This is a genomic window from Methanosarcinales archaeon, assembly GCA_014859725.1.
In the GTDB taxonomy this organism is placed as follows: Archaea; Halobacteriota; Methanosarcinia; order Methanosarcinales; family Methanocomedenaceae; genus Kmv04.
The window spans coordinates 1-6,699 of the sequence record JACUTQ010000129.1 but is presented as its reverse complement, the minus strand read 5'-3'; the positions used below and the strand labels follow the sequence as shown (position 1 = coordinate 6,699).

The 6,699-nt window shown below is 41.5% G+C and carries 8 protein-coding genes; 3 read left to right on the top strand and 5 right to left on the bottom strand.

Features of this window, described 5'->3' with window-relative positions:
- Positions 1–123: 123 nt before the first annotated feature.
- The gene (locus IBX40_09975) at positions 124–564 is read left to right on the top strand and encodes a hypothetical protein (protein MBE0524643.1); all 441 of its coding nucleotides are present in this window, start codon (positions 124–126) and stop codon (positions 562–564) included.
- A 40-nt stretch (positions 565–604) separates the two neighbouring features.
- On the top strand, positions 605–889 hold the full coding sequence (locus IBX40_09970; GenBank protein MBE0524642.1) for a chromosomal protein MC1: 285 nt from the start codon (positions 605–607) through the stop codon (positions 887–889).
- 176 nt (positions 890–1,065) lie between these two features.
- Here IBX40_09970 and IBX40_09965 read toward each other — a convergent pair whose 3' ends face one another.
- Positions 1,066–2,403, bottom strand: coding sequence for an SLC13/DASS family transporter (locus IBX40_09965; protein MBE0524641.1), 1,338 nt, complete (start codon positions 2,401–2,403; stop codon positions 1,066–1,068).
- A 325-nt stretch (positions 2,404–2,728) separates the two neighbouring features.
- On the opposite strand from IBX40_09965, the gene ccsA reads away from it, so the two are divergent.
- On the top strand, positions 2,729–3,484 hold the full coding sequence (gene ccsA / locus IBX40_09960) for a cytochrome c biogenesis protein CcsA (GenBank protein MBE0524640.1): 756 nt from the start codon (positions 2,729–2,731) through the stop codon (positions 3,482–3,484).
- An 18-nt stretch (positions 3,485–3,502) separates the two neighbouring features.
- Here ccsA and IBX40_09955 read toward each other — a convergent pair whose 3' ends face one another.
- Genes IBX40_09955 through IBX40_09940 form a run of 4 tightly spaced genes read right to left on the bottom strand, consistent with a single transcriptional unit; the run spans position 3,503 to position 6,380 of the window.
- The gene (locus IBX40_09955; protein MBE0524639.1) at positions 3,503–4,099 is read right to left on the bottom strand and encodes a DUF1405 domain-containing protein; all 597 of its coding nucleotides are present in this window, start codon (positions 4,097–4,099) and stop codon (positions 3,503–3,505) included.
- A 7-nt stretch (positions 4,100–4,106) separates the two neighbouring features.
- Positions 4,107–4,589 (bottom strand): acyltransferase, encoded by a 483-nt coding sequence (locus tag IBX40_09950; protein ID MBE0524638.1) that lies wholly within the window; start codon positions 4,587–4,589, stop codon positions 4,107–4,109.
- A gap of 4 nt (positions 4,590–4,593) precedes the next feature.
- Positions 4,594–5,124, bottom strand: coding sequence for a tRNA (cytidine(56)-2'-O)-methyltransferase (locus IBX40_09945; protein ID MBE0524637.1), 531 nt, complete (start codon positions 5,122–5,124; stop codon positions 4,594–4,596).
- 20 nt (positions 5,125–5,144) lie between these two features.
- Positions 5,145–6,380 carry an MBL fold metallo-hydrolase gene (locus tag IBX40_09940; protein ID MBE0524636.1) on the bottom strand — a complete coding sequence of 412 codons (1,236 nt, stop codon included), beginning with the start codon at positions 6,378–6,380 and terminating at the stop codon, positions 5,145–5,147.
- Between the last annotated feature and the right edge of the window lie 319 nt (positions 6,381–6,699).

Below are 6,699 nucleotides of genomic sequence, written 5' to 3'. Positions count from 1 at the left end.
TATAGTTCATAACAAAGGTGTAAGGTTGGATGATTATGATTACTTCGGCCATATGTGGGAGTTATATGCCCGTGGGCATGGATTCCCATATTCCTGCGAGAATCATATCTTCAGTCAAATCTTATGTCTGATCCTCTGCTCTTTTTTTCTGCTGGTACGTTTCTAGTCTTTCTTGCCGGAGCAATGGCAACAGTTATTGGGGAATTTGTTGCAGACCGCTATAGTAGGATACCATTTAATATGCTTGCTCTTTTTATAAGCGGGTCATGCACCATGATCATAGGGTTCTTTTTTGGCCACAATCCCATCATAGTACTGATTGTTGCAGTGATCTGGGGCATGGCGATGGTGGCGGACAGTCCCCAGTATTCTGCCCTTATCACTGAACTAAGCGAAAAACAATACATGGGAACAGCTCTCACCTTGCAGACAGCAGTTGGTTTTTTCATCACTGTCTTTTCCATAAGGCTCATTTCCTATGCATTGGACATAGTTGGCTGGAAATATGCCTTTTCACTATTATTTTTAAAACGAAGTTTTTATGATTGGGTAATGTTATTGTGATTACTACAGCACTTGGGGCTGTTAGGAGATTAAGTTACAAATGGCAGAAAATAAGTACTTTGTTATCAGAAATACGGATGGATCCGAGGGTAGTGTATTTACCGGTCGTCAACCACGCCAGGCAGCTTTGAAGGCCGCTAACCGCATAGGGGGTACAAAAGATAAACCTGTTGAGATAAAGTTGCGAGAGCGGGGAACCAAGAAAGTCCATACATTCATGGGCTGGAAAGAAATTTTGGATGCACCTGCCAAAAAGCCTGCTTGGATGGGAGATAAGATTAATAAACCATTTGTCAAAAAGGTTGGAGTTGAAAAACTAGAATAGATTTTTCAAATCCACCTGCAAAACAAAATACAACGATAATAATGGAAGATGCAGAATTAAAATACAAATGAAGCGGGATTTCCATTACCATCTTTTCCTTAGAGACTAAAAACCCATTACTTTTTTCCTGGAGATTTAGATTATAATAAGATTCCTTGGTCTCAAACCGCTTATGGTCAGAACACAAAAAACGTAAACATGGTCACAATCATAATAGTAACCAAATTCAACCACAAGCCAGCCCTGGCCATTTGGGGAATGGTGACATAACCCGACCCGAACACGATTGCATTGGGTGGAGTGGCTACAGGCATCATGAAGGCCAGAGACGAAGATATTGCAACAGCAGCCATAATCCCAAAGGGTGAGATGCCAAGGCTTACTGCAATAGATGCAGCAATGGGCATTAGGATAGTTGCTGTAGCCGTATTTGATGTAATCTCTGTGAATATTTTAGTAATGGCAACAGTTCCCAGGATCAGCAGAAACACAGGCATAACCACCATGAAAGCAAAACTTTGAGACACCCACTCGGCCAGACCTGTTTGTGCGAAACCCAGGGCTATGGCAAAACCTCCACCCATCAGTATTGCAACACCCCATGGCACTTTGGCAGTATCCTCCCATGAGAGCAAAGAATGTTCCTCTCTGGCAGGTATCAGAAACAGTAGCAGCGCTCCTGTAATAGCAATACTTGCATCTGTAACCTGTGGCAGGTATTTACCCCATAACAGTCCCCGGGTCATCCATGAGAGTGCTACAAGGCCAAAGACCAGAAGTACATGTTTTTCCTCCCTGGTAATTTTACCCTGACATGCCATTTCGGCCCTGATGACCTCACCGCTGCCAGGAATCTCGTCTTTCTGGATACGATAACAAATATGAGTAAGATAGAACCAGGTAATGAACAGCATAACAGCTGCCAGGGGAAACCCAAAATATGCCCATTCAAAGAAATTTACCTGCACCCCGAACATTGACTGATAGATTCCCGCGAATATCAGGTTAGGTGGTGTGCCTACAAGTGTTGCCATCCCGCCTATGGATGCGGCATAAGCTATAGAAAGCATCAATGCGACATTAAAATTCTTGTCAGAATTTTTAGTAGAGATATTAGCAATTACTGCAGTCCCGATAGGCATCATAACCATGGCAGTTGAAGTATTTGATATCCAGGCAGACAAAAATGCAGTAGCGACCATAAAGCCTGCTATGATTCGTCTGGGTCCTATACCGATAATGTGCACAACAAAAAGAGCTATTCGTTTGTGCAGGTTCCACTTTTCCATGGCAATTGCAATAAAAAAGCCGCCTAACATGAGAAATACAATATGATGTCCGTACTGAGCTGTCACATCACCTACCTTCATGGCACCAAATGCAGGGAAAAGCACAATAGGCAACAGTGCAGTAGCAGAGATGGGTATGGACTCGCTTATCCACCATACAGCCATCCAAATGGTAACACTTGCAACAACTGCAGCAGCAAAGGACATGCTTTCAGGTCTGTTCAATAAAATAATAATAAAAAGAAGGGGACCAAGAAATAGACCTAACCTTTGCCTTATGCCTTGCTTCACATTGATATACATAAAATCATTGTATATAAATCGTACCAAATCCACAGATGAAATGTAACATTAATAGATGCCTTATTAAAAAAAGAAAGTAACTCAATACCTCAACTTTGTGCAATAATGCTTCCTGTATAACTTTTATATCTTATCGCATTCAATTGAAATTACATTACCAATATCGACATGAAATATAATTGATTTTTCAGTCAGATAATTTAATAACAAATAACTCCAAATTTAGTCTTAATAAGGAAAGAAATGCATGGATAAAGACAACTATAAAAAAATATTATTCGCGGCGACCATCATTTTAATGAGTTCTGCCATAATTTACATTTACTTCATGGCTCCAATTCCAGTAAATCTGAAGAGAGGCGTGGATCCGGTAACTGGTGAATTCTTTAATTCGGATGCTTCATGGTATAATGAATTATATAGTTATTATGTTGCATACTTCCATATTCCCATAGCATTGACTGCATATCTCGCATTTACCTTAGTACTGATCTCCAGTATTTTATACCTAAAGCAAAAAGATCAAAAATGGGATATCAAAGCAGTAGCATCAGCAGAAGTGGGTGTCTTATTCGCCGGATTAACCCTGATAACAGGCTCAATATGGGCGGGTGCAGCATGGAACGGGAGTTACTGGCCTCCGGGAGATGTAAGACTTAATACATCGCTGGTACTTTTCCTCATATATGTCAGTTACCTGGCGATCAGACAGGCAACAGATATGCCGGAAAAGCGTGCACGTCTCAGTGCGGTTTTCGGAATAATCGGTTTTATCAGTATTCCTATAAGTTTTTATAGTATCAGATTATGGTCTGCAACTAATCATCCTACTGTTGTTGGTGGGGAAAATAGTGGTGGATTTCAAGGAAGTGTCATCATTGTTCCGCTTTTGCTGAATTTATCAGCGTTCATACTGATGTGCATTTCATTTATCATATATAAGGCAGACAACCTTACACTGGAAGAAGATATTATGGCGATAAAACAGGAAAAAGGAGTCTGATTTACAGCCTTATTTTTTCTAAACCTTTTTTGGAATATGCTCAGCATTTATTAACCACACAAATCCCCAGCAGCTAAGGGTTAATACAAGTGCAGCCCATCCTATCACATCAACCCTGGGTGTATTCAGATACGGATGGGTTCCTACTATATAATCAAAATAGTCAGTTATTAAAAAAACCGTCAGCAACAAACCCATCTTGTTAATTTTCGGCCGTTTAATATCCCTGAGCAAGGTAAATGAACATAATATCATGCCTATATGTAGCAAAAACAGGACCGACCTGAATACTCGGGTATCAGGTGAAAAATAGTAATCAAAATCATACATCAACACAAAAAGGGTCCAAAACCCGATCTTATTGAGACCAATAAACGTGAATGTATCGAAGAGGTTACTGCGTTTACCGATTGAATAGGCAGCCAGTACAAACACAAACATCAATGTAAAAAAGGGGCTGTCAGGGATCAAAGGCCAATAGTATAGGGGTGAGATTCTCAGCTGCCATTCATAATAATAGAATCCAAAGGCAGTCCCCATTATACATATTCCCAATAGGAAATATCTTGCCCGTGCATCAGCTTTGAAAAAATGAAAGAATTTGATATAATCCATTGACACTTCAACCCTGTTTAATGGGTCTGGCAGGTACTCCACCCGAAAACCCTTTGATATCACTGTTCACCAAAGAATGAGCAGACACCACTGCCCCATCAGCAATTTTAACTCCAGGCAAGATAGTGGTATTTGCCCCTATCATTACATTTTTTCCTATGATCACAGGACCTGTAACATGTTCTCTCATCAGGAATTCATGACACATAATGGTTGAATTAAAACCGATTATAGTATTATCACCGATCTCGATCAAATGCGGGAAAAAAACATCCATGTTGACTTCAAGAGCAATGGAAACATTACGACCTATCTTGATCCCCATTTTACGATAGAGCAGGTGTTTTAGGTGAAGGGAGGGTGAGATCCTGGCAAGGGACATCAGTAAATAATGATAAAAAACCCTTGAAGGCGAAACTATCTGTTTCCAGTACCATACAGAATTATGTTTTCCCATGGAAGGAAACCTCTGAAGATTGCGCTTTGCCATGCAATTATACCTCTGTTACGATCTTTCCCCTCTCACTGGGAGTGATCTTCAGATTGCCTCCCGGCATTTCTTTTTTCAAAGTGTCCAAACCCCGTGTAGCATGAAGACGGTCCAAAAATACTGCCAGGCCTGCGATCTCAGAATGTGGTTGGCTGCCTACAGCAACATTCCAGTCTGCTTTATGATAAACATCTGGAGGCACTTTTTCCGCACCCACTACTATCATTATAGATTCCTCCTTGGAAATCTCATCAATAACGTTTGGCAGGTTCTGACCGTACATTGTCAGGTGCACCACTTTCCCCCCGCCAGACTGCCAGTTGTTGATCTCCTGCTTCCAGGAGGTCACAGTACGGGCAAAGAAGTCGCCACCCCATCGCTGTGTTACTTCCTCCAGGCTGTTGATAACACCTTTATCATCAGAAGCCAATAGCATTCCATCAGCTCCCAATGCACGGGCTGTCAGTCCTACATGGGTAGTGACTCTCTGGTCCCGCTCGGGACGGTGTCCGATCCTGAGAATAACAATATTCATGTTCTCAAATAAAGGTCTGATTAAATATAAATCTGGTCACCAATGGAAGGTGATACTGCATTAACATCCAGGTTGTCATTAATCCACATAGCAAAACCTTCAGTGTTATCGCCATGCACACAAATCACAAGTTTACACCCGCCGTCCACCTGGGACTCTACCAGACTTTTCAGTCCGCTATCACCGCTGTGTGCTGAAAAATCAAATAATTCCAGTTGGGCGGCCAGTTTCATAGTCCTGCCCTTATATTCATAATATCCCCGCTCCAGTGCCAAACGACCGTTCGTGCCTTCCACCTGGTAACCGGTTAACAGGAGCTTTGACCTGGGATCGTCGTAAATGTCTTTTAGATAATACAATATCGGTCCACCATTCAACATACCAGCTGTGGTGACCACCACACAGGGTTCATCCAATACCTTTGACCTTTCCCTTGGATTTACTTTAGAAGCTAACTTGAAAGCTTTATCAAGCAGACCTGGATTTTTTAGATAAGCAGGATGCTTTTTCAGGATATTATACACATCCACCCCCATCCCATCAACCCTGGATTCAATTCCGTGTTTCTCAAGTATCATAAGCACTTCCTGGGTTCGCCCGATGGCAAATGCCGGGATAAGTGCCCATCCACCGCCCATTATTGTCTCTTTGATGGTTTCAATGAATTTATTTTCTAATTCAGGCCTGGAAGTGTGTTCGGTTCCAAAATAGGTACTCTCAACGATCAATACATCTGCGTTGGGCAAGGGTTTTGCCGGCCCAAGTAAATGGGTCTCCCGTTGATTGATATCACCGGTATAAATCAAACTACCTGTTGGATTTTCAAGGTAAATAGAAGCAGATCCGGGAATATGTCCTGCATCGTACAATCTTCCATTATAGCCTGAAGCATCGAATTCAACACCGTAATCTACAATATTTGTATGCAGTTCAAAATCCCTTACATCCTCGATAATAAATGGCAGAACCTGACCATTTGCCTTTGCTATCTTCATGGTATCCCTGGCTAACAGTGACGCCAGGTCCCTGGTTACTGGAGTCATGAAAAGATCGGGTTTAAGGTCCATGAGGTTAGGTACCACCCCGCAATGGTCCAGGTGGCCGTGGGATACTATAATGGAATCCGGACGTACGCCACCGATAGGATACTGAGGAGGATCGCTGGGCTTCATACCATAATCTAGCAGGATGTTGTCGTCCACCAGTACAGCCGAGCGTCCTACTTCACCACAGCCGCCCAGGAATCGCAGATTAATTGATATCGCCTCAAAATTATTAGTGTTTAATAGGTTCGTGGCGTACTTAAATTTTATTAAAGTATTGTTGACAACAACTCTTTTGTATTAATCAAATAGCCACCAATTTATGCCAAACACTATTAGATTATAAATCCTTTTTTCCAATACTAAAAATTAGAACTTATCAGATTTAATGATATCTATTAAACTGGATTCAAAGCAACAAATCACTATTTTTAAGTACATTAAGGCCTCGTAATATTATTACGGGGATATTTATTGCTGCGGCCAAACATGCGCATCCTTCTTCAAATTGAAAAAGCAGCTCAGTAGAGAA